Raw genomic sequence first — 21,707 nt, forward strand, 5'->3', positions numbered from 1 at the left:
ATCACTGGCTCCACTGCCGCAGCTCGTCGGCGATGGTTCTGACGTCCGCCTTGCCCTCCTTGACCAGCCGCGCCAGGTCCCGTACCTGCACGGGCGAGGTGACGACTTTCAGTCCGCTGGCCACGAGATAGCCGTACGCGACGGCGGAGGCGAACATCGCGTTGGAGTGCTCGAGCGCGGGCACATGGAGCAGCAGCTGAAGCAGGGACGCGGCGCGGGCATGCGGGTCGCTGTAGACGGGGATGCCGAATATCTCGGCGTCATGACGGCTGACCGCGGCGACGAGCGCGCCCCAGTCGGTGACCTGTGGATCGCCGGGGGTCTTGTGCTCGGCGACCATGAGCAGCCACGCGAGGTCGATCTGAAGAGTCAACGCTTGCCTTCGCGGCCGGTGCCGGTGCTGGTACCCGTACCGGCGCCGGTGCCGAACTCGCCGAACTCCTCCGCGAACACGGATTCGTACTGCTTCATGAAGTCCGACGCCGCCTCCACGAAGGTGCGTCCCACCTCGCCCGCGTCCTGCTTGACGAGCTCTTCGATGTAGCGGTTGACGCTCATCCCGCGCTGCATCGCCCGCTGGCGCGCGGCCTCCGCGGTGGTCTCGTCCACTCTCACGTTCAACTGAGTCTTCGCCACAGGGTAAAGCTAGCGCACAGACGCTAGCATGAGCAACAGGTCCGTCAGGTGCCCCTTACATGAGCCCGGAGGACCGGACCTACGAGGGATACCGACGCACGCACGCCCCGTCTACTCTCGCCACTTGTACGGGAGTCGGAGCGGCCACGACCCGGGAGGCGGCCTTGTCCACACCTGCCACTGCACCCGCCCACGGCCAGGCTTCGGATGTGCCGCTCGCCGCCCGGGCGCGGGCCCTGACCAAGGCGTACGGCAGCGGGGAGACGACCGTACGCGCCCTGGACGCCGTCGACGTCGACATCGCGCGCGGCCGGTTCACCGCGGTCATGGGTCCTTCCGGGTCCGGGAAGTCCACGCTGATGCACTGCCTCGCCGGACTCGACACCGTCTCCGCCGGTCAGGTCTGGCTGGGCGACACGGAGATCACCGGTCTGAAGGACCGCGAACTGACCCGGCTGCGCCGGGACCGGATCGGCTTTATGTTCCAGGCGTTCAACCTGCTGCCCACGCTGACTGCCGCCGAGAACATCACGCTCCCCATGGACATCGCCGGGCGCAAACCCGACAGCGAGTGGGTCGAGCAGGTCATCTACACGCTCGGGCTGCGCGACCGGCTGCGGCACCGGCCCGCCCAGCTCTCCGGCGGGCAGCAGCAGCGGGTGGCCTGCGCGCGGGCGCTGGCCTCCCGCCCCGAGCTGATCTTCGCGGACGAGCCGACCGGCAATCTCGACTCGCGCGCGGGTGCCGAGGTGCTCACCTTCCTGCGCGAAGCCGTCGACCGGCTGGACCAGACGGTGGTGATGGTGACGCACGATCCGGGCGCGGCCGCCTACTCCGACCTGGTGCTGTTCCTGGCGGACGGACGGATCGTCGACGTCATGCAGGACCCGACGGCGGAGGCGGTACTGGAACGCATGCGGCTCTTCTCCGGGGCACAGCCACAGACCCCCGGCTCCGACGCCCTGCGCAAGAGCTGAGGCCACGATGCTGAAAGCGACGCTGCGGAGCTTCTTCGCACACAAGGGCCGACTGCTGCTTTCGGCGCTGGCGGTGCTGCTGTCCGTGGCCTTCGTGAGTGGCAGCCTGATCTTCTCGGACACCGTCTCCCGTACCTTCGACCGGCTCTTCGCCTCCACCTCGGCGGATGTGACGGTCGCGCCGAAGGAGGGCATCGACGAGAGGCTGCCTACCGGAGTCGTACGCACCCTGCCCACCGAACTCGCCGACCGGATCGGCTCGGTCGACGGCGTCAAAGCCACACACATCGACGCAGCGGTGGAGAACATCACCGTCGTCGACGACAAGAACGACCCTGTCGGACCGACGACCGGCGCCCCCACCATCGCCACCAACTGGAATGTCACCGAACGCAGTCCGGTGAAGCTGACCAGCGGGCGCGCGCCGAGCGGGCCGGGCGAGGCGCTGCTCGACAAGGACACCGCCGACAAGAAGAAGGTGGACATCGGGGACACGCTCACCGTCCTCGCGCAGCCCGGCTCGTTCAAGGTCGAGGTCGTCGGTATCGCGACCTTCACCACCACCAACCCGGGCGCCGCGCTGGTCTTCCTGGACACTCCGACGGCCCAGACCAAGCTGCTTGGCAGGCCAGGGGTGGCCACCTCGATCTCGGTGGACGCCGCGGACACGGTCGGCGACGCGACGCTCAAGCAGCGGATCGCGGCCGAACTGGGTGATGCGTACGACCTCAGGACCGCCGACGAGCAGGCCGAGTCGGCCGCCGCCCAGCTGGGCGGCTTCCTCGATGTCATCAAGTGGGTGATGCTCGGCTTCGCGGGTGTCGCCGTGCTGGTCGGCATCTTCCTGATCGTCAACACCTTCTCGATGCTGATCGCCCAGCGCACCCGCGAGCTGGGGCTGCTGCGGGCGCTCGGCGCGGACCGCCGCCAGGTGCGCCGCTCCGTGCTCACCGAAGCGGTGCTGCTGGGGCTTGTCGGCTCGACGCTCGGCCTTGCCGCCGGGATCGGGCTCGCGGCCGGGCTGATCGAGCTGATGGGTCTGCTCGGCATGAACCTGAGCGCCGCCGAGATGGTGGTGGGTGTGGCGACACCGGTTTCCGCGTACGCGGTCGGCCTCGGCGTCACCTTCGTGGCCGCCTATCTGCCGGCCCGGCGGGCGGCCAGGGTCTCCCCCATGGCAGCGCTCGCAGATGCCGAAGTCGCGGGTGTGGGACGGCCGTTGAAGATCCGGGCGATCGCCGGGACCGTGGTCGGCGCGGCGGGAGCGGCAGCGCTGGCCGGCTGTGTGGTGAGCGAGAAGACCGCGACCGCGTCTTCCCTGCTCGGCCTTGGCGTGGTGCTGACGCTGATCGCGACTGTGGTGGCGGGGCCGCTACTGGTGCGGCCGGTGATCCGGGTGCTGGGCGGGGCGTTCCCCAAGGTGTTCGGCTCGGTCGGCCGGATGAGCCAGCGCAACGCGCTGCGTAATCCGCGGCGCACGGGCGCCACCGCGGCCGCGCTGATGGTGGGCCTGGCGCTGGTGGGCGGGCTCTCCATCGCCAGCGCCTCGATGACCCAGTCCTTCGACGACCAGATCGACAAGACGCTGGGTGCGGACTTCGTCGTTCAGAACAGCAACTTCATGCCGTTCCCGCAAGAGATCACCGAAAAGGTGAAGGGGGTCGACAGCGCGGGCACCGTCGTACGGCAGCGCTTCGCGCCGCTCGCGCTGAGCCTGCCGGACGGGAAGCGGGTGGAGTCGACGGCTTCCGGCTACGACCCGCAGCTCGACGAGGCCGCCCACATCACCTATGCGAGCGGGGACACCGCGGCCGCCCTCGCGCCGGACAGCATCGCCATGGACCGTAAGTACGCCACCGAACACAAGGTGCGCATCGGGTCGGTCCTGCCGGCCGAGTTCGCGGGCGGACAGCGCGCGAGACTGACGGTGGGGGCGCTCACGGACATGGACCAGAGCGGCGGACCCGGGATGGAGGGCGGCCTGTTCATGGGGCTCGCCACCGCCGAGAAGTATCTGCCGGGCGGGCAGGAGGCCGCGCTCTACGTCAACGCCAAGAGCGGCAGCGACGCCCAGGAGCTGCGCAAGGGCCTGGAGACGGCCCTCGATCCGTATCCGCAGGTGCAGGTCAGGGATCAGGCCGACTACAAGGAGCTGATCCGCCAGCAGATCGCCGTGATGCTCTACCTGGTGTACGCGCTGCTGGGGCTGGCGATCGTCATCGCCGTGCTGGGCGTGGTCAACACCCTTGCGCTGTCGGTGGTGGAGCGGACCCGGGAGATCGGGCTGCTGCGCGCGATCGGTCTCTCCCGCGTCCAGCTGCGGCGCATGATCCGGCTGGAATCGGTCGTGATCGCGGTCTTCGGGGCGCTGCTGGGGCTCGCGTTGGGCATGGTGTGGGGGGTGGCGGTGCAGCAGGTGCTGGCGCTGGAGGGACTGACGGCGTTCGCCGTGCCGTGGGGCACGGTCGTCGCGGTCGTGGTGGGCTCGGTGGTCGTGGGGCTCGCGGCGGCGGTGCTTCCGGCGCTGCGAGCCTCGCGGATGAATGTGCTGGCCGCCATCGCGCACGAGTAGTCGGCCCGGTGATCGGGGAGAGTCGGCCAGTGATCCAGGAGCTGCGCGTCCGGCCGGAAGCCGCACGCCCGCGGCCCGTGTCGAACCCAGAAAGTCGGTGGCGCGGCCGTTCCCCCGCGTGCTTGGCTGCCGTCCGTGATCGACCTGCAAATACGCGCCGCCGGGGCCGACGAGGCCGAGACCGTCCTCAGCTTCTGGAAGGAAGCGGCGGAGGGCACGAGCATCACGGACGACGTGGACGGGGTCACCCGTCTTATCGCGCGCGATCCCGAGGCGCTGATCCTCGCCGAGTCCGAGGGCCGGGTGGTGGGCTCGGTGATCGCCGGGTACGACGGGTGGCGCTGCTCGCTGTACCGGCTTGCCGTGCTGCCGTCCCACCGTCGGCAGGGGATCGCTTCGGCGCTGCTGGCGGCGGCCCAGAGGCGCTTCCTGACTGTGGGCGGCAGGCGCGGCGACGCCATGGTCCTGGAGGCCAATGAGCGGGCCCGGCGGGCGTGGGCCGCCGCCGGGTACCAGCGCGAGGACCACTGGCGCCGCTGGGTGAAGCCGTTCGTCTAGGTGCCGCCGTCGCATCGGACACTTTGCAGGTCCTTTACCATGGGCAGACCATCCTCTCCGTACGAAAGGTGTGAGCGTCCGCCCATGGGCGAGCCTCCCAGTAGCCGACATAGAGCATTCCTCCAGTCCCTGCCCGATCATGGGACGGAGGTGAACCGATGACCGAAGTGCTCTTGCTCATCGTGGCGGTGCTGCTCTCGGTCGCGTGCGGCGCCTTCGTCGCCGCGGAGTTCTCCCTCACCACGGTCGAGCGCGGCGACCTCGAGCGTGCCGCCGAGCGCGGCGAGCGCGGTGCGGCCGGCGCCCTCAAGGCCGCACGGAGCCTCACCTTCCAGCTCTCCGGCGCCCAGCTCGGCATCACCGTCACCAACCTGATCGTCGGCATGCTCGCCGAGCCGTCCATCGCCAAGCTGATCCGCGGCCCGCTCGAGGCCCTCGGCGTTTCCCCCTCGGTGGCCTCATCCACTGCCCTGGTCATCGGCACCGGGCTGTCCACCATCGTGCTGATGGTCGTCGGCGAGCTGGTCCCGAAGAACTGGGCGATCTCCTCCCCGCTGGCCGTGGCGAAGGTGGTGGCGCCACCGCAGCGGATCTTCACCGCCGCCTTCAAGCCCTTCATCAGCCACCTCAACAACACGGCCAACCGCATCCTGCGCCGGCTCGGCATGGAGCCGACCGAGGAGCTGGCCTCCGCGCGCAGCCCGAAGGAACTGGTCGCGCTGGCCCGCCACTCCGCGAAGGAGGGCGCGTTGGAGGCGGACACCGCCGAGCTGTTCGTACGCACCCTCAATCTGGCCGAGCTGACCGCGGAGAATGTGATGACCCCGAGGGTCCAGGTCACCGCCCTGGAGGTGCAGGCCACCGCCGAGGACGTAGCCAACGCCACGCGCGCGACCGGCCTGTCCCGCTTCCCCGTCTACCGGGGCAGCCTCGACACCGTCGTCGGGATCGCGCACATCAAGGACGTGCTGGCCGTCCCGGCCGAGCGACGGCCCCGGCACCCGGTCTCCGAGCTGCTGCGCGAGCCGCTGCTCGTGCCCGAGACACTGACCGTGGACCGGCTCCTGGACCGACTGTCCGGCAAGAACACGATGGCCGTCGTCATCGACGAGTACGGCGGCACGGCCGGCGTGGTCACGCTGGAGGACATCGTGGAGGAGGTCGTCGGCGAGGTGCGCGACGAGCACGATCCGCACGAGACGCCGGACCTGGCGCCGGCCGGCGAGGACGCGGACGGACGCACCCTGTGGTCGGCGGACGGCGCCGCCCGCACCGACCAACTTGAGCGGGTCGGGCTGCGGGTGCCGGAAGGCCCGTACGAAACACTCGCCGGACTCATCGCCACCGAGCTGGGGCGCATCCCCACAGAGGGCGACCGGATCGAGCTGGCGGACTGGCAGCTCGATGTAGTGGACGCCTCCGGACGGCGTGCGGCGCGGGTGCTGATGCATGCCCCGCTCCCCTCGGCCGACGACGCCGAGGAGGCCCGACGATGATCGTGATTCAGCTCCTCATCGGTTTTCTGACCCTGGTGGTCAACGCCTTCTTCGTCGGCGCGGAGTTCGCCCTGATCTCCGTACGCCGCAGCCAGATCGAGCCGGAGGCGGAGGCCGGGAACCGGCGGGCGCGCAGCGTCCTGTGGGGCCTTGAACATGTCTCGGCGCTGCTGGCCGCGGCCCAGCTCGGCATCACGCTGTGCACCCTGGTGCTCGGCATCGTCGCCGAGCCCGCCATCGCGCATCTGCTGGAGCCCGTTTTCGACGCGGTGGGCGTGCCGCACGGCCTGGTGCACCCGATCTCCTTCGTGATCGCGCTGGCGGCGGCGACATATCTGCACATGCTGCTCGGCGAGATGGTGCCGAAGAACATCGCGCTGGCCGAGCCCACGCGGACCGCGCTGCTGCTCGGACCGCCGCTGGTCACGCTGGCCCGGGCGCTGCGCCCGGTGATCTTCACCGTGAACGCCTTCGCCAACGGGCTGCTGAAGCTGCTGCGGGTGGAGACGAAGGACGAGGTGTCGGCGACCTTCTCGGACGACGAACTGGCGCGGCTGGTGCGGGACGCGGACGATGCCGGGCTGCTCGACGGCCGGTCTGCCGAGCGGTTGCGCGACGCGCTGGAGCTGGGGCGCCGGCCGGTGCAGGATGTGGTGATGCCGATCGAGCGGGTGGTGTACGCACGGGCGGGGACCACGCCCGAGCAGCTGGAGCAGCTGGCAGCCGAGTCAGGGTTCTCCCGCTTCCCGGTTCTCGACGCGGGCCGCCGGATCCTCGGCTATCTCCATGTGAAGGACGCGCTGGACGCGACTCCGCGCGATGTGCCGTTCCCGGTCTCGGCGATGCGCCCGATCGCCCGGGTGCGGGCGACCACGCCGCTCGACGATGTGCTGACCGCGATGCGGCGCAGCCGTACGCATCTGGCGGCGGTGGTCGACGAGGACGGCACGCCGGTGGGACTCGTGACGATGGAGGACGTGCTGCGCGAGCTGGTGGGCATGCCCGGCTAACTCACCTCACTGGTGACGGCCCGTTCCGTGGTCTCGGTGATACCCGGTCCTGGCCGTCCGGCCTTGGCCGCGCCTATCGCGGTGAGGACGGCGAGGAGGGTGGCCAGGCCGGCGGTGGCGAGCGCGGCCTGCCAGTCGACGTCGAAGAGGTTTGTCGCACCGGCCGTCAGGACGGCGACGAGCGACTGCGCAAAGGTGCGCACGGCGCGCTCCGCGGTGGCTTTCCAGAAGTCTGTGGTGAACATGCTCTGGACATACTGCGGAACGCGCCGTGCCGACAGCCCTCGCGGCAGACCCGCCTGCCCGATTACAGCGCGGTCGCCGCCAGCCAGGCGTCGAGAATCGCGCGGTCGCCGCAGATGCCGAAGCGCGCGTCGTCCGCCCTCAGGCGTCCGTAGACAAGCAGCAGCAGATCGCCCGCCGTGGCCTTGACGCCCGCGGCGGCCGCCCCATCGCTCTTCGTCCAGGCGAAGCCACCACCGCCGAAACCGATCGTCCAGGCTGCGCCGGTGTCCGTGGCGGTCAGCCTGACCGAGCCGTTCGCGAGCGCGGCGACCGGCTCGGCGATCCAGGAGTAGTGCGGCAGGTGCTCCAGGAACTCCTCGATGCCGTCGGCCGCCGTGCCCGCCGCTATTCGCGGTTCGATGCCCAGGGCGAGTTCCGCGTCGGCGAGATGAACGACGGCCTCGAACAGCAGCCTGCGCGGGAAGAAGCGCACCCGCTGGTCGGCGCCGTGGGTCCATATCGGCGTCTCCGGGTCGACGCCGCGCAGCGTGCGCAGCGTGACCTCGGCGCTGCCGGCCAGCCACTGCGGATACGCCGCCGGGTCCTCGGGCAGGTCGAGAGGGACGTCCCGTGACCAGACGCGCTCGGCGGCCCGGGTCCGTACGAGATGTTCCATCCAGCGATGCGTCGTGCCGTGGTGCTTGACGAGGTCGGCGAAGGTCCAGCCGGGGCAGCTCGGCACGGGCGTGGCGGGGTCCACGTCCCGTACGGTCTCGACAAACCGGCGCTCCAGCTGCTCGATGGCGTCGCAGTACAGCTCGTGCTGGTCGTCGTCGAGGCCGAACTCCTCGGGGATCCGGAGCAGATCGTCCCGCCAGGCTCCGTCGGGCCGGCTCGCGGCGGCCCGGCGCAGCAGTAGAGACAGAGCCCGGCGGTCGGCGGGCGACAGCCGATCGAGCAGATAGCCGGTCGTCTCCAGCCATTTCACCGCGGTGTCGGGGTCGAGCACGTCGTCGTCACAGGTGTCGATCGAGGTCACTAGATCGGCCAGCGCCTCGGCCAGCGCGTTCAGCAGCGCGTCACTCACAGGGCTCCCTCCCGGTACGGAACCGACGGACCTTACCGCGCGGTAGGATCACTCCGCCATGGAGATGAATGCCCCTTACACCAGTTTTGTCGCGGTCGGCGATTCCTTTACCGAAGGAATGTCCGACCTGTTGCCCGACGGTTCGTACCGCGGCTGGGCGGATCTGCTCGCGGGCCGGCTGGCCGCTCGCACGCCGGGCTTCCGGTACGCGAATCTCGCCGTGCGCGGAAAGCTCATCGGGCAGATCGTCGACGAGCAGGTGGACGTGGCGGCCGCCATGCAGGCGGACGTGGTCACGCTGGTGGGCGGGCTCAATGACACGCTGCGGCCCAAGTGCGACATGGGGCGGGTGCGCGGGCTCCTGGAGGAGGCCGTGGAGAAGCTGACGCCGTCCTGCGGTCAGCTGGTGCTGATGCGCAGCCCGGGCCGCAACGGTCCGGTGATGGAACGCTTCCGCCCCCGCATGGAGGAGCTGCTCAGTTACATCGACGAACTGGCGGCCCGGCACGGTGCCCTGGTGGTGGATCTGTACGGGTCCCAAGTCCTCGGCGACCAGCGCATGTGGGACGTCGACCGGCTGCATCTGACGGCCGAGGGGCACCGGCGGGTCGCCGAGGCCGTCTGGCAGACGCTGGGACTGGACTCGGAGCACGACTGGCAGACACTTCTGCCGTCGGCGGCACGGACCGGTTGGGCGGCGCGACGGGCCGGCGATCTGCGGTTCGCGCGGCAGCATCTGGGGCCGTGGATCGCGCGGCGGCTGACGGGGCGCTCATCCGGGGACGGGTTGAAGCCATTGTCAACCCCACATTGGGACATTGCGGTTTGTAATACGCATTGCGCCAATATCGATTGTTACGGGGCATGGTCGGCCCTGTGGCCAGACGCGCCGCTGGGAGCAACTCCCCACACACATAGGGCAGTTGGGGCCGACAAGCCATGCGCCCTCTGTGCGGACGCAGGCACGTAGCGGCGGCTGCGCCCCTGCGAGGCTGCACCGGTCGCCCCGCACCAGGGGCACGCTGCCAACCCTGTACGCGGCAGCACAGCAGTGCGCCCCTGGTGCCGTGGGTAGGCAGACACCAGGGGCGCGGGGAGCTGTCCGACGCTTGCACGGGGGGTGCGTCGGACAGCGGCTCTAGGGGCTCAACTCCGTTGCATCTGAGGGGAGTTGGCGCAACGCGGGCACTGGCACGGTGGCCATGCGCAGCCAGACGGAATGACCTTGATGGTCTCCACTGTGTGCGGCTCGATCACCACGGTTCGCGTTCCGTCCGCAGCGCGACGGTAAACGGCCAGGGTCATGGTCATGAGTCGCCCCTCGCGTTCGCGTGAGCCTCGCGCCACGCGATGCGCAGGGTTACCGCTGTCAGGCAGTCGATGCCCTCTGCTCGGCACGTCGCACACTGCGCAGCGTGGGCGATGAATGCTCGATAAGACTTCTGCACCCGCGCTTCCGCATCGCTCATGTGAACGCTCTGCAGGTATCCGGGGCCGCTACCACTGTCCCGCCACACTTCCGTATTCTTGACCATGTCGTCTCGCCTCGATCGAGTCGGCAAGCCCCAACATCGTTCAGGCGGTGTTGGGGCACTTGCGTCTGACCACGCTTCCGCGGCACGCAGTTGCTGCACAGCGGCCCCGTGTAGTCCCGATGTGGGCCACACTGAGGGCATGCGCGGAGAGAACGTGGCCCACATGATCCGGCGATTGCGGCAGGCAAAGCGTTGGAGCCAACAACGCCTTGCAACGGAAACGTGCCGTGCCGCCGGCCTGCCGCTCGACTCACTGACGCGCCAAGACATCTACCGGTACGAGGCGGGGAAACGCACCCCCCGCGATTGGCTGCCCGCGCTCGCCATAGCACTGGACGTGTCACGGGAAGAGCTTGAGCAAGCCTCTGCCCCGCAATCCGCTGCACCGGTGACCGTTGCCGATTTCCTGCCCGCAGGCGACCCGTTGGCACCGCTGAGAGCGAGGCAGGGGAAACGCGTCGGCATGGGTGACGTAACCGATTTGGCGGGGCGGGTGCACGGGCTACGCCTAGCTGACGATGTGTTAGCGGGCGGCGACCTGATCCGCCCAGCATTGCGGGAACTCAAGTCAGCTATAAAGCTGTACCGCGAGGGAAGCCACACAGACGACATTGGCCGCGCACTACTTTCACAGATTGGTGAGCTAAGTCAGATCGTTGGTTGGGTCGCGTCGGATGCTGGTCGCCACGATGAAGCGGAGCGTATTTACCGCATCGGAATGAGCGCAGCCAAACAGGCCAATGACTCAACGCTAGTCGGCAATCTTGCCGGATCCCTCGCGTACATGTGGAGCAACAACGGCCAGACTGAACAAGGTGTGTTGCTCGCCAAAGCAGCGCTGGACGATGCGGGAGCCGACGCGCCACCCAAAGCGCGCGCCCTGTATTTGGATCGCGTCGCATGGGCACACACGAAAGCCAACGACGCACAGCCTGCGATGCGCGCGTTGGCGGAAGCATCCGATGCGCTCGCCCAGGATCAAGGCGACGAAACCCCGTACCTCTATTGGGTGGATCGCGGAGAACTTCAAGTCATGGAATCGCGCGTCTACACAGAGCTGCGGCGACCGCTGCGCGCCGTGCCGATACTGCAACGCGTGCTAGGCGAATACGATGCTACGCGAACGCGTGAGCTTGCCCTGTATTCCTCATGGCTCGCCATCGCATATGCGGACGCCAACGAACCTGAGGAATCGGCAGCGGTCGCTAAGCGTGTCATAGCGTTGTCTGCCGACATTGCTTCGGAGCGCACAGCGGAGCGTGTCAAGGTAATCATTGAGCGGCTACAGGAATACAGCGACGTGCCAGAGGTACGCGAGGTATTGGAAAGCGCAGCATAGGGCCGAGCGTCGGCATTGCTTTACATAGAGTCGAGTAGGCCGCGCGCTGCGTTTGCCCTAACCTCTGCGATACGCGATTCACCCCAACTCGCCCAGCCGATTAGGTGTCCCGGATTCAGGATCGTTCCGTGGATCGCTCCGGATATCTCAACGCCACCATCAAGTATTCGGGCGACACAAAAGGCGGTATGTATCAGGTCGGCCACCGCGCCGTCCGGCTCGAATTGCCAATTGGCGCAGCGTGCCAGGATGTAATCCTCCCACGATTGCCCGCTCGCCCGTTGGGACTGCATAGCGTCGCGCTCGCGCTCTGCCTTGATGACTTCGCAATTGGTCGTGCAAAGGGAGTGGTCCCCGCGGCCATGGTACTTAGCACGTATTGCCATTGCATTAGGAGTGTGGTTTGGCATGGTCGCTCCCCTCGAAGGGCGGCTAGATGTAGGGAGAAAAGCGGAACTGCTGGGGGCGGGGTCAACCATCGATCTTGACCAGTCGACCCCCCTCCCCCCTACCCATTCCAAATCGGATACCTGTAAGTGGAGATGATGTCTCCACTCGATCTCCCCTAGCCGCTGCCTTGACGCGATGCGTTTCCGTGCCATTGCTGCGGCGGTGCTGGCCGGCAGCGCACGCAGATGCAGTGCGCCATATCCTCGCGGTAGTTATGCAGCAGCCATTCGTGCAAAGCATCCAATAGCTTGAGTGAGATGCATTGGTTCGCCATCATGCGTTGCAACACATCGGACAACAATGGCGTATCGTCGTCGGCCAGTGCTGCCGTTGGTATCTCGAAACTCTTACGCCACGATGCATTGAAGCGGCGACCGCGATGAATGTACGACGCTGACACAGTAAGCCTCATGGGGTGTTACTCCGTTCGCTATTCCTTTCTCATCACGCGTACGCAATGGGTAAGGGTGTGATGGGTTGTGCACGCTGTGCCGCACACGTTAGGCGGGCGCGAGGTAGCCTTACGGCTACTGCATATGGGTACGCGTCGGTGCGGTGATTCAGTCCGCACCCGACGCGTACACGCGCCCGCAATAGGAATGCCCCCGATGCCCAATCCAAGGCACCCCTACCGCGGCAACGCCCCCCGGTTCATGCATAACCGGGAGTCTATTGGTTAGGCAGTGGTCGGAACGTCAAGCATCCGGAACGCGCCATCCACTACAACGTCTGCACCAGTGCGCATTGTCAGGAAGAAATGCCGCTGTCCAGTCGGGCGACGGTTAGCGCCAACATCGGGGATGATTTCAACGGTGGCACCGATGCGGTCAACAATGACGTAATTGCGGAAGTCACCATAGAGCATCACATAGTTATTCTGAGTAGCGGCAGCGTTAATAACGCCATCCATGTTGCTGTTCTCATGCATCGGCTTGCCGAGCAGGAACGGCGGATTACCCGCAAGCTCCGGGAACTTGATAGCGCCCGCACCGGACTCAAATTGACGGAACGTGTTGATAGTGGCGATGTTGGCATTCCATCGAGCGTTGGCGCTGAACCTAGCAGGCAGAGCGTTCTGAAGCGTGAAAGCGTCAGCCGCAATGAGAGCTTCCGTGCCGCCCGAGTTGATTTCACTGGCAGTTCCGGCAAGAGCGGTAACAACACCGGTAGGCTGACCAACTCCGGTACCAGTCGTGAATGCCGTTGCATGCAGATTGTCAACGGCATCCATTGCCACCATACGAACCTGATTCACGAAATCAATCGCATCCATTCCCACTTCATAGGAATAGATCACGTCACAGTCGGCCATGTAAACGGGGATGTCAGCATTCGCGGTGAGCGGTGAACCGTCCGCAGCTTCAGCCGCTTCAGCCTTCCATTCGGCAGTGGCTCCAGCACTTGTCACGCCGCGCCACTTATCGGCGCTGGTCTGGACGACACGGGAAATCTGGCGGAGAGGATTATTCGAACCGGCCGACGTCAGGTTAATAGAAGGATCGAGAACAAGCGGCACCATTTCAAGGCCATGCGTTGCCGTAATGGCCATAGCGGCCTTGACCTCATGGACGCGCCGGTACGCGTCGGCTTCCTTTGCCGTCCAGAGCATGTGACCCATGGTCGGATCCTGCAAACGCTTCATAAAGGCAGAAAGATATTCAGGACTCCCGGTTGAAGCGGCCCATTTCTGTGAAACGGTTTGCTCTTCAGCGCTGCCCTGACGCATCAGGTTTTCGACGCGTTCGGCCGCGTAATCGCCCAGGATGCCAGACTTGACGTGCTGGTCAATCTGACGCATCGCAATGGACTTGAGGCCACTGCCGCCACCGCTACCGTTGAAGCTTCCGCCCTCGAAATGACCAGCGCCGCTACCGGTCGCAATGTCCTTCACATTCTGCAATGCCGCAATCTCATCATTGAGCTCGCGGATACGAGCGGCCTTGTCGCTCATCGTCTTAAGCTCAACACCCTTTGCGTCAAACACTTTTACATTGTCGATGTTGTTGGCATCGGGGCCGGCCTCTTTGAAGATCCGCTGCACTTCATCCCTCTTGGCCTTGAGGGCAGGAAAATCAACTTCGTTCGGCATTTTCGTCTTCCATTTCCCGAATCACGCGAGCCTCATTCAGCAACTCACCTTGTTCCGACCAGAGTCGGTACGAGGGGTCATTGCGAAGCTTGCGTTCCATCGCTTCGATTTTGATTGCCAAATAGATGCCAAGACTGTCTTTACGGTGGAGTTGGCACCACTCGTAGAACTCACCCATATCGACCAGATGTTGTTTTACAGTCTCAGGATCGAGTTTCAGTGCCTCTTGGATGAAAGGACTGTCAACGATTTCGACATACTCGGACACTGCGTTCTCCACCACATCAGTCTTTGTGACGTCCAGTGCTTCGGACGCCGTGTCAATATTCCTTTGCGTTTCAGGCGAGAGCCTGAAGTGTGCCGACTTCTTAGCCATTGCTTGCGTCCATTCATGAATGGGCTTCCCGCTCCATGAAACGGGATGCATTTGGTTTTGTATTTCCTTTGCTCTGCTATGCGTAGCGATCTTGCTTCGCTGTGCGCCGCGTCGTACCCCTCACGTTCCACCCCTATTAAGAGGGGGTGGAAAGCGTGAGGGTAGGGCGTGAGGGGGCGTGAGAGTGGACCGTGAGGCCAGGACCTGGACGTTTCCTCAAACCGTGAGGGTCCGTGAGCAAACCCTCACGAATGGCACCGTGAGGGTTTTCGTGAGGGTCTCAGCCCCCTGGGCGGACACTGGTCGGCCAGTAGACAGCGGGGTTCCCATGCCCTACCGGCTCCACCTTTGTTGCAATGCCTTTCGATACAAGCGCTTCAAGCTTGCGCCGCATCTTTTCTCTCTCGGCATTTGTGGGCTTTCTCGTTTGAAATATGCGCTCCGCTGCCATCAATGCTGTGAGGCCACCGGGTGTGTGCAACATTTCCTCTAGACTCTTGCCGTTTTGATGAACACTGGACGTACCAGTCTTTGCGTCATGCTCAACATCGAACGGCCCAACTTCATTCATTGGCTGTTTAAGGTGACGCAACTTAACAATCGGGTCTCCAGGCTCGCCATCCAACATGATGACTGAGCCGGAACCGGCTGCAATCCAACGCGACCCGTAAAGAGCCTCAAGACTGTTGGGCTTACCGCCATTCGCGTTCTGCTTTTTAGGGTGATGCAGCTCAATAATCTCGATGCCGTTTGCGATAGCCAGTTGGCGAGCCCTGTTGTACGCCGTGCCAGTTTCATCATCGGAGATTCCGAGAGCGACATCTTTAAGGCTGTCGATGATTACCGTGTCTGCGTCGTACGCCTCGCACATGCGCAATAGCGTATCCGTACGCTTAGCGAAATCGTACGGCGGCGGCCCTTTCCACACAGTGAGACGCTCACGCAAAGTACCCGCGTCTTGTTCACTGAATTGCCTTCCGAGTGATCGAGCCGCTTGCTTGGGACGGTCGCAAGCCAGATAGAGGCATCGCCTTTCCCCAGCACGTACAGGGTATGCCAACACGTAGTCTGACAGTCCTAGTCTCGCTTTGAGCAATTGTCCGGCCAGTGTCGTTTTACCGGTGCCATCCGTTCCGCAGATGATTAGCGATTCACCCTCAGACCAAATGATTTCCTCGCCCCTCCCCCACACTGGGCGCACAGTTTCCGATGCGCCAAATATGAAGTCGGCACCATCGGTTGCCCGAGTGAGTGTTAGAGGCTTCTCTGCCTCTATCTGCTCAATACGTTCTTTGGCATTTTGGTCGGCGAGTCTGGTGAGCGTGCGCACTTCTGTTAGTGCGTCTAGCTTTTCGTGTCGAATCCATTGATCTACAGCGTCCCTAACGGGATGCGCTTCCTCACCGGTCGGCACGTCCGGCGCGGGGCCGGCGCTCACGAACTGTGTTTGCCAATCCGGCGCGTTTCCATTAGCTTGACTCATGTGCATCCTTGCTCGCCCCCGGACCCGTCATCCGGGGGCATTCTTTTGCCTCCGATGCCGTGGACCTGCATTTGCACGATGTTCCCCATTGACAAGGACGGGTCGCCCTCCCCCCGCTCTATCCCGGGGGCCTATGCTACGAATGTAGACACACTGTGAGCAGAAAGGCAAGCGCCCCCCATGGCGAGTGCATTCCCGCAGGTCAGCGACTTATGAATTAGCCTTTGAATTACGTGACATAGCGAAGCAAAAAGCGTCCCGACCGTATGGCGATCGGGACGCTTTGGTTCAACTCAGTCTCAAAAGGTTGCGCAGCTTTGCAATGTCTTCAGCATTAGGTGCAGGACGAGAATTCACATAGTCAACAATAGATTGAGCAGTAGTTAGGTTGTGGAGTTCTCTCCTCGCTTCATCCGCTTCAGCTGGTCGGTTCCATCGTTCATTTACCGCTATCCGTGAGCGAAGCTCCGTCGCAGTCGCCATCGTTGATTGCCTGTATCCATCCCTCTCCCTTTGATCGATCCCGGATGCGGGTAGCATCCGCATTGAGCATGCGCACGGTCTCAACGATCCGTCAAGCCCTGCGCAGGTCACGGTAGTTCAGTGAGTCATTCCGAATTTCATTGCGTAAATCAATAATGGGTTTTTTGTTTTACGACGCGTAATGGTTTTTTACGAAACGTAATAGATCCGATCAGGGTTGGCCCTGGTCAGCCTGCCCCTTGCCTCGCCGGTGGTCCGGCCGGAGCCCTGCCGACGCGTGGCCAGGGGCGTGCCACAGGGCCTCCCACCGCCTCGCGGTCGCCCCTGCCCAGGTGCCTCGCTGGCGCGCCCGCAGGCAGGCGCAGGAGGTCGCGCCCGGTAGGCTCGGGCACAGCAGAGGGCCCGCAGCCACCTCAATTGGCTACGGGCCCTTTGTGCCGTTACTACACGGTGTGCCACGCGATGCGTTGTTCCGCGGGTGCCTTGCCTAGCGGTACGTCCAATGGTGCGCGCATCAGGCTTACCTCGCCCAGTAGTTCGGGAACGAGAACGGTGCGAGCGATTTCACGCCTTGCTGAGATCGGCGCTGCTTTCCATGCTTTCTCAACTGACTCCGCAGCGCCCAGGATTGATGCGAGGGATGGCGGCAGCGTCATGTCCAACTCTCGCCGCTCTAGCCCATCGATTTCGTTGTTCAGTGTCAGGATTGCTTCATCCTGCGCGAGCAATCCTTGCGCCGTCTTGGGCACGACGTTCGCCATCAAGTCGCGTTCAGCGCGCTTCGCTGAGAGTTCGGCCCTGATCTTCCTTACTGACGCGTCGTCCGCTGAGCGCGCGGTGAGCTTTTCGTACACATCGGGTCGCGATAGGTAGGACAGCATTGCAGGGATGACAACCCCGTCCACTTCATCGCGCGCCATGAATACGTGACTCTTCCGGCAGATATACGACTCCCGCTTTGACTTGAGGTGAGCGCGCGTGATGGTGAGCGGTTCGCCGCACACATTGCACTTAAGCGTCATGGTGAGTTCGTACTTAGGTTCACCGTTGGCGGTGTTCCTGCGCGACGGATCATTAATGATCCGCTGGACGTTATAGAACCGCTCAGGCGGAACGATCCAATCCCATATCCCTGGTGTCTCGACTGCCTTGCCTGTGATCCGGTCATGATGAATACGGATGCCCGCGTACGCGTAGCGAGTTGCCATGTGTCGCAGGCTCATGCGGTTGAATGGCTTTTCCGCCGGAACACCCTTTGCGTACTTGATATACGAGCGCGGGACGTTCGTGTATCCGCGCTTCGCAAACAGTCGCTCGATGGCCCGCAGCGACCAGCCTTGCTCTAGCAGGCGGAACAGTTCTTTCGGAACGATGGAGAGTCGCTCATCCTCAATCCACGTTTCGAGCCTGCCATTGACAGCGCTATAGACTGGCTTGAATCCCCATGGGACAATCCCGTGCGGTCGCCCTTTGGCGGCTTCCCCGCGCCCGGTTGCTTTGGTGCGCGTATGGGTTTTGTACGACTCATATTCATCATCGTTCGCCTGAGCGATGAGGTCTTTACGGTCGTGGCCGTTTGCAGGGTCGTACATGCGTCCGCGATTGGTGATGTACAGCAGTACGCCTTTTTCCTCGCACAGCTCGATAAGCGATACAACCTCGCTCACCTTTCGCGAAAGCCGTGACGACTCCCACATTTGAAGGATGTCGGCATCAAACTGGTCGTTCTCCAGGTCCAGAATGAGGCACTCGAAAGCGTCGCGTGCCCTGGTGCCCCAACGCGATGCCGAACGGTCGCCATCGGAATACGGTTCACCCGCTTCCCAATTGTTTTCTATTTGCGCTTCTACGTTCTCGGCGGTCTGTCTTTCGATGCTCGTTCCGCCGCGATCTTTACTGAGCCGCCGGTACTCTCTGACACGTCGTGTCTGCATGCTTACAGTCTGCACCGGCGACTCACAACAGCGATAGGTCTTCCGGGGACGGCCGGCCGGCGAAGCGGCCCGAGCTGCTGCCCTACGAGCCGCCGCTCTCGTAGCCCGTCGCAGTTCCTCGTCGTCTCGCGCAGTCCTTCGGAGGCCCTTCGGGGTCCTTCGGAGTTCCTCAGAGTCCCTCGGAGCCTTTCGTAGCAAGGTACAACTGGGACCGCGGCGCTGGCCTGCAGAAACCGCCAGTAGAATCTGGACACGTGACTGCTGTGTCTGCGAAGCCTCGCATCCCCAATGTCCTGGCCGGCCGCTACGCCTCCGCGGAGCTGGCCGTCCTGTGGTCCCCCGAGCAGAAGGTGAAGCTGGAGCGTCAGCTCTGGCTCGCGGTGCTGCGCGCCCAGAAGGACCTCGGCATCGAGGTGCCCGAGGCCGCGATCGCCGATTACGAGCGGGTGCTCGACCAGGTCGACCTGGCGTCGATCGCCGAGCGCGAGAAGGTCACCCGCCACGACGTTAAGGCGCGGATCGAGGAGTTCAACGCGCTCGCGGGCCATGAGCAGGTCCACAAGGGCATGACCTCCCGCGACCTGACCGAGAACGTCGAGCAGCTGCAGATCCGGCTCTCGCTGGAGCTGATGCGCGACCGCACGGTCGCCGTGCTCGCCCGGCTGGGCAAGCTCTCCGGTGAGTACGCCGAGCTGGTGATGGCCGGACGGTCGCACAATGTCGCCGCGCAGGCCACGACGCTGGGCAAGCGGTTCGCGACCGCGGCCGACGAGCTGCTTGTGGCGTACGGACGGCTCGAGGACCTGCTGGGCCGCTATCCCCTGCGCGGCATCAAGGGCCCGGTCGGCACCGCGCAGGACATGCTCGACCTGCTGGGCGGCGACGCCGCGAAGCTCGCCGAGCTCGAGCAGCGCATCGCCCGGCACCTCGGTTTCGCGCACGCCTTCACCTCGGTCGGCCAGGTCTACCCCCGGTCCCTCGACTACGACGTGGTGTCCGCCCTGGTGCAGCTGGCCGCCGCGCCGTCCTCCGTCGCCAAGACGATCCGGCTGATGGCCGGCCACGAGCTGGTCACCGAGGGCTTCAAGCCCGGCCAGGTCGGCTCCTCCGCGATGCCGCACAAGATGAACACCCGCTCCTGCGAGCGCGTCAACGGCCTGATGGTCATCCTGCGCGGCTACGCCTCGATGACCGGCGAGCTGGCGGGCGACCAGTGGAACGAGGGCGATGTGTCCTGCTCCGTGGTGCGCCGGGTGGCGCTGCCGGACGCGTTCTTCGCCTTCGACGGCCTGCTGGAGACCTTCCTGACGGTGCTCGACGAGTTCGGCGCATTCCCCGCCGTCGTCGCCCGTGAGCTGGACCGGTACCTCCCCTTCCTCGCCACGACCAAGGTGCTGATGGCCGCTGTTCGGGCCGGGGTGGGCCGCGAACTCGCACACGAGGCCATCAAGGAGAACGCCGTCGCTTCGGCGCTGGCGATGCGTGAGCAGGGCGCCGAGCGCAATGAGCTGCTCGACAAGCTCGCCGCGGACGAGCGGATCCCGCTGGACCGGGCGGAGCTGGACGCACTGATGGCCGACAAGCTGTCGTTCACGGGCGCGGCGAGCGACCAGGTGGCGGCGGTGGTCTCCCGGATCGAGGAGATCGTCAAGCAGCACCCGGAGGCCGCCGGCTACACCCCGGGGTCGATCCTCTGAACCCCGCCGAGCTCGAGGCCGCCCGCGACCGCATCGTTCCGGATGTGGTGGCGGGCGGTCTTTCCGTGCTGTTCTGTGGCATCAACCCCGGCCTGATGACGGCGGCGACGGGCCATCACTTCGCCCGCCCCGGCAACCGGTTCTGGCCGGTGCTGCATCTGTCGGGCTTCACGCCGCGTCAGTTCAAGCCTGCGGAGCAGGACGAGCTCCTCGGCCACGGTCTCGGCATCACCAATGTAGTGGCCCGGGCGACGGCGCGCGCCGATGAGCTGAGCGACGAGGAGTTCCGTGAAGGCGGGCGGCTGCTGACCGCGAAGGTGGAGCGGCTGCGGCCGCGGTGGCTGGCGGTCGTCGGCGTGACGGCGTACCGCACGACCTTCGGCGAGCGGAAGGCGAAGATCGGGCCACAGGAGCGCACGATCGGGGAGACGAGGATCTGGGCGCTGCCCAATCCGAGCGGGCTCAACGCCCACTGGACCGCGCAAACGATGGCCGAGGAATTCGCGCGGCTGCGCGCCGCGACGGAAGAGGACGGCTCGCTCCAGGATCGCTAGGGCGGGTCTATCTCGGTCACCACGGCCAGCAGCTGGAACTCGGACAGCCCGACCGCTATCCACCGGTCCTCGATGCGCCACAGGTACAGCCACCCCATCTGCTCGCTGAGCCGCCGCCACGGGTCCGGCACCTCTTCGTCCCTCTCTACGCGCAGCCGCGTACTGGCCAGGCTGAAGAGGTCCGGCTCGCCCCAGCGTTGTGTGAGCCCCCGCAACAAGCCCTCCTGCTCGGCCAGACGCTGTTCCGCCTCCGCCTCTCGGTCCGCGCCCGGATCCGCGTCGTCGCCGAAGTGCCCTTTCAGCTCCGCGATGTGAAATCCCGGACCTACCGAGCCGACGTCCGACGGGCCGCGCTCCGCGGGGAAGGCACGGGTGCTCAGCAGGTCGATGATTTCGAGATGCCGTGCGGTGGTCATGCACTCAGTAAACCTGCCGGCACTGACATTTGGCTGCCTGTCAGGCGTCCCGCCGCCGCAGGGCCCACCAGCCCGCAGCTGTCGCAAGTGCGCTCCAGGCGGCCAGGACCGCCATGCCGCTCCAGGGTCCCAGCGTCCCAGCCGGATCCTGCAGCAGGATCTGCTGCCCCGCCCGGTCCGGGAGGAACTCGACGGCGCTGCTGTCGCGCGATACGTCCCCGATCACGAAAGGCAGTATCAGGAACAGCGGAACGAGCAGGCTCAGCGCGCCGGTCACACTGCGCAGCAGGGCTGCGAGCCCGGCCGACAGCAGGCTGATCAGCGCGAAGTAGAGGGCGCAGCCGACGACCGCGCGCAGCGCTCCCGGGTCGCCGATGCCTATGCCGAATCCCTTGTCGATGAGTGCCTGCCCGGACAGGAAGCAGGTCAGACTCGTGACCAGGCCGACGACGAACCCCAGCCCGCCCACTACCGCCAGCTTGGCCGCGTAGAACAGTCCCCTGTTCGGAACAGCCGCCAGGGAGACCCGGATACCGGCGTTCTTGTACTCGGCGGCCATGGCTATGGCACCGAAGGTGAGAGCCGCCATCTGGCCGAAGTTCAGGCCGTAGTAGGAGAACAGCACCGGATCGAAGTCGGTGACGCCAGGCTCCGGACGGCCGAGCGCGGCGCAGACGAGGACGGAGAAGCCCGCTGTCGCCAGGAAGACGGACATCAGCGAACCGGCAAGGGAGCGCAGCGAGCGGATCTTGATCCACTCGGCGTGGACAACTGCGGGGAACGACACGGC

The 21,707-nt window shown here is 65.2% G+C and carries 20 protein-coding genes; 9 read left to right on the forward strand and 11 right to left on the reverse strand.

Features of this window, described 5'->3' with window-relative positions; translation table 11 throughout:
• Position 1 precedes the first annotated feature (1 nt).
• On the reverse strand, positions 2-373 hold the full coding sequence (locus ACZ3H8_RS18495) for a fic family toxin-antitoxin system, toxin component (RefSeq protein WP_307664830.1): 372 nt from the start codon (positions 371-373) through the stop codon (positions 2-4).
• Positions 370-636: an antitoxin gene (locus ACZ3H8_RS18500; protein WP_467402997.1), complete on the reverse strand. Its 267-nt coding sequence runs from the start codon at positions 634-636 to the stop codon at positions 370-372. The genes ACZ3H8_RS18495 and ACZ3H8_RS18500 overlap by 4 nt, the downstream gene beginning before the upstream one ends.
• Before the next feature lie 164 nt (positions 637-800).
• On the opposite strand from ACZ3H8_RS18500, the gene ACZ3H8_RS18505 reads away from it, so the two are divergent.
• From ACZ3H8_RS18505 to ACZ3H8_RS18525, 5 genes are all read left to right on the forward strand, one after another.
• Positions 801-1,613 (forward strand): ABC transporter ATP-binding protein, encoded by an 813-nt coding sequence (locus ACZ3H8_RS18505; RefSeq protein ID WP_467402998.1) that lies wholly within the window; start codon positions 801-803, stop codon positions 1,611-1,613.
• Between the two features lie 7 nt (positions 1,614-1,620).
• The gene (locus tag ACZ3H8_RS18510) at positions 1,621-4,185 is read left to right on the forward strand and encodes an FtsX-like permease family protein (RefSeq protein ID WP_467403001.1); all 2,565 of its coding nucleotides are present in this window, start codon (positions 1,621-1,623) and stop codon (positions 4,183-4,185) included.
• A gap of 135 nt (positions 4,186-4,320) precedes the next feature.
• Positions 4,321-4,743: a GNAT family N-acetyltransferase gene (locus ACZ3H8_RS18515; protein WP_467403003.1), complete on the forward strand. Its 423-nt coding sequence runs from the start codon at positions 4,321-4,323 to the stop codon at positions 4,741-4,743.
• Positions 4,744-4,901: 158 nt separating this feature from the next.
• Positions 4,902-6,239: a hemolysin family protein gene (locus ACZ3H8_RS18520; RefSeq protein WP_467403006.1), complete on the forward strand. Its 1,338-nt coding sequence runs from the start codon at positions 4,902-4,904 to the stop codon at positions 6,237-6,239.
• Complete coding sequence (locus ACZ3H8_RS18525) at positions 6,236-7,249, forward strand: hemolysin family protein (protein WP_467403008.1); 1,014 nt, start codon at positions 6,236-6,238, stop codon at positions 7,247-7,249. The genes ACZ3H8_RS18520 and ACZ3H8_RS18525 overlap by 4 nt, the downstream gene beginning before the upstream one ends.
• Here ACZ3H8_RS18525 and ACZ3H8_RS18530 read toward each other — a convergent pair.
• A complete protein-coding gene (locus ACZ3H8_RS18530) occupies positions 7,246-7,494 on the reverse strand; it encodes a holin (protein WP_467403010.1) in 249 nt (82 codons plus the stop codon). The genes ACZ3H8_RS18525 and ACZ3H8_RS18530 overlap by 4 nt on opposite strands.
• 62 nt (positions 7,495-7,556) lie before the next feature.
• Complete coding sequence (locus ACZ3H8_RS18535; RefSeq protein ID WP_467403012.1) at positions 7,557-8,561, reverse strand: maleylpyruvate isomerase family mycothiol-dependent enzyme; 1,005 nt, start codon at positions 8,559-8,561, stop codon at positions 7,557-7,559.
• 58 nt (positions 8,562-8,619) lie between these two features.
• Here ACZ3H8_RS18535 and ACZ3H8_RS18540 point away from each other — a divergent pair, with 58 nt between their 5' ends.
• Both ACZ3H8_RS18540 and ACZ3H8_RS18545 read left to right on the forward strand, forming a co-directional pair.
• The gene (locus ACZ3H8_RS18540) at positions 8,620-9,531 is read left to right on the forward strand and encodes an SGNH/GDSL hydrolase family protein (RefSeq protein WP_467403013.1); all 912 of its coding nucleotides are present in this window, start codon (positions 8,620-8,622) and stop codon (positions 9,529-9,531) included.
• 704 nt (positions 9,532-10,235) lie between these two features.
• Complete coding sequence (locus ACZ3H8_RS18545; protein WP_467403016.1) at positions 10,236-11,435, forward strand: helix-turn-helix domain-containing protein; 1,200 nt, start codon at positions 10,236-10,238, stop codon at positions 11,433-11,435.
• A gap of 565 nt (positions 11,436-12,000) precedes the next feature.
• On the opposite strand, the gene ACZ3H8_RS18550 is transcribed toward ACZ3H8_RS18545, so the two are convergent.
• The 5 genes from ACZ3H8_RS18550 to ACZ3H8_RS18570 all read right to left on the reverse strand — a co-directional run bounded on the left by ACZ3H8_RS18550 (position 12,001) and on the right by ACZ3H8_RS18570 (position 18,250).
• A complete protein-coding gene (locus ACZ3H8_RS18550) occupies positions 12,001-12,297 on the reverse strand; it encodes a hypothetical protein (RefSeq protein WP_467403018.1) in 297 nt (98 codons plus the stop codon).
• A gap of 264 nt (positions 12,298-12,561) precedes the next feature.
• Positions 12,562-13,974 carry a phage major capsid protein gene (locus tag ACZ3H8_RS18555; protein ID WP_467403020.1) on the reverse strand — a complete coding sequence of 471 codons (1,413 nt, stop codon included), beginning with the start codon at positions 13,972-13,974 and terminating at the stop codon, positions 12,562-12,564.
• A complete protein-coding gene (locus tag ACZ3H8_RS18560; protein ID WP_467403022.1) occupies positions 13,958-14,350 on the reverse strand; it encodes a hypothetical protein in 393 nt (130 codons plus the stop codon). Before ACZ3H8_RS18560 ends, ACZ3H8_RS18555 begins: the two co-directional genes overlap by 17 nt.
• Positions 14,351-14,630: 280 nt before the next feature.
• Positions 14,631-15,833, reverse strand: a complete 1,203-nt coding sequence (locus tag ACZ3H8_RS18565) for an AAA family ATPase (RefSeq protein ID WP_467403024.1) — start codon at positions 15,831-15,833, stop codon at positions 14,631-14,633.
• A gap of 926 nt (positions 15,834-16,759) precedes the next feature.
• Entirely contained in the window at positions 16,760-18,250 is a 1,491-nt protein-coding gene (locus tag ACZ3H8_RS18570; protein WP_467403025.1) for a recombinase family protein, read from the reverse strand.
• A gap of 254 nt (positions 18,251-18,504) precedes the next feature.
• Between ACZ3H8_RS18570 and purB the strand changes: the two genes are divergently transcribed.
• Both purB and mug read left to right on the forward strand, forming a co-directional pair.
• Positions 18,505-19,947 (forward strand): adenylosuccinate lyase, encoded by a 1,443-nt coding sequence (gene purB, locus ACZ3H8_RS18575; RefSeq protein ID WP_467403027.1) that lies wholly within the window; start codon positions 18,505-18,507, stop codon positions 19,945-19,947.
• Complete coding sequence (gene mug, locus ACZ3H8_RS18580; protein ID WP_467403251.1) at positions 19,944-20,501, forward strand: G/U mismatch-specific DNA glycosylase; 558 nt, start codon at positions 19,944-19,946, stop codon at positions 20,499-20,501. Before purB ends, mug begins: the two co-directional genes overlap by 4 nt.
• Here the strand turns inward: mug and ACZ3H8_RS18585 are convergent.
• Together ACZ3H8_RS18585 and ACZ3H8_RS18590 are read right to left on the reverse strand one after the other, a co-directional pair.
• Positions 20,498-20,917: a hypothetical protein gene (locus ACZ3H8_RS18585; RefSeq protein ID WP_467403029.1), complete on the reverse strand. Its 420-nt coding sequence runs from the start codon at positions 20,915-20,917 to the stop codon at positions 20,498-20,500. The genes mug and ACZ3H8_RS18585 overlap by 4 nt on opposite strands.
• A 40-nt stretch (positions 20,918-20,957) precedes the next feature.
• Entirely contained in the window at positions 20,958-21,704 is a 747-nt protein-coding gene (locus ACZ3H8_RS18590) for an ABC transporter permease (RefSeq protein ID WP_467403030.1), read from the reverse strand.
• Positions 21,705-21,707: the final 3 nt, after the last annotated feature.

It is taken from the genome of Streptomyces sp. NPDC002868 (genome assembly GCF_055563295.1).